Raw genomic sequence first — 1251 nt, forward strand, 5'->3', positions numbered from 1 at the left:
TCAATTCCACCCCAAAGCCAAAACGGAGCGAGACCTCGCGACCAAATCGCTCCGCGAGCCTGTCCTCGCTAACTGCGCAACAGGCCCCTTGTGGGAGAAGGTGTCGCCGAAGGCGACGGATGAGGGGGGGCTCCAGGGAAAGCCAGCGTCTCACTTCGCTGGAGCACCCCTCATCCGTCTCGGCGCTAACGCGCCGATCCACCTTCTCCCACAAGGGGAGAAGGAGAAGAGGCTCACTTCTCGAACCTGCCCTTATGGCCGCTGCCATTGATGTCCCAGACCAGGCTGGAGCCGGACACCGTGAGCACCAGTCCGCTGAAACCGCGATCGTCGGGCGTGTGATGCGTGGAGGCGGAGCCGCGGCCGGCCGGGATGACCTCGACGGTCGAGCCCTTCCTCAGCCAGCAGCCTTTGCCGTACTGGTCGTTGGCGCCATAGGCGAGCGCGAACTCGAAGCTGCCGTCTTTCTTCAACAGCAGCTCGGAACCGACTTCCATGACACCGTTCAGGTAGTAGTGGCCGGAAAGGCGGGCATCGCCCGGCTGGCAGGCGTTGGTCGTGCCGGTCGCGCCGACAGCCAGCGCGCCGGCAAGCGCGCCCGCAAATTGCAACTGCATGATGATCCCCCGATCGTTGGATTAAGTCAGACGCTGCCGGCGCCGGCCAGGAACAGCCCGGCAATGATCGCCGCCACGGCCGCGAAGGCCGGATAGATCACCAGCAGGCGGTCACCAGCGCGTCGCGCATGGTCGGCTTGCGCGCCTCGGCCGCGACCTCGAACGGCCCGGCCGGCTGCTGCGCCGGCTTGAGCGCAAAGCCGCCGGCAGGCCTCAGCCTGGCGGGCTTGCCGCTCTCGATGATATCTTCAGCCGTCACCATGGCCCCGAACCCCTTGTTTCGGCGGGGTTTATGGTCGCCGATTGTGTCGGCACCATGCCGCACCGATGGCGGAATTGTTTCGTTTTGGTGTGGTTTTGTTTCAGTTTTTCCTTCTCCCCTTGTGGGACAAGGTGTCGCCGAAGGCGACGGATGAGGGGTGTTCCAGGAAACGCCGACGCCTCACTCCGCTGGACCACCCCTCATCCGTCTCGGCGCTATCGCGCCGATCCACCTTCTCCCGCAAGGAGGGCTTTGCACAGAATCGGATCGGTGATTCCATGCGGATATCCGGCGAGGAGGGATTCGCGATGGTCGATCGAGTGCTTGGCCAATTGAGCCTAGCGGACGGTTTTGCGGCGTCGGATGAGACGA

General features: G+C 64.2%; 3 protein-coding genes. 1 reads left to right on the forward strand and 2 read right to left on the reverse strand.

From position 1 onward, the window contains the following. Window positions 1-233 precede the first annotated feature (233 nt). Together O7A05_RS33980 and O7A05_RS33985 are read right to left on the reverse strand one after the other, a co-directional pair. Window positions 234-617: a hypothetical protein gene (locus tag O7A05_RS33980; protein ID WP_337097776.1), complete on the reverse strand. Its 384-nt coding sequence runs from the start codon at window positions 615-617 to the stop codon at window positions 234-236. Between the two features lie 97 nt (window positions 618-714). Next, window positions 715-879 carry a hypothetical protein gene (locus O7A05_RS33985; RefSeq protein WP_337097777.1) on the reverse strand — a complete coding sequence of 55 codons (165 nt, stop codon included), beginning with the start codon at window positions 877-879 and terminating at the stop codon, window positions 715-717. A 65-nt stretch (window positions 880-944) separates the two neighbouring features. Between O7A05_RS33985 and O7A05_RS33990 the strand changes: the two genes are divergently transcribed. After that, window positions 945-1251 (forward strand): hypothetical protein (locus tag O7A05_RS33990; protein ID WP_337097779.1); only part of this gene is annotated, 307 nt, incomplete at its 3' end.

This window comes from Mesorhizobium argentiipisi (SeqCode) (genome assembly GCF_037179585.1).
GTDB lineage: Bacteria > Pseudomonadota > Alphaproteobacteria > Rhizobiales > Rhizobiaceae > Mesorhizobium > Mesorhizobium argentiipisi.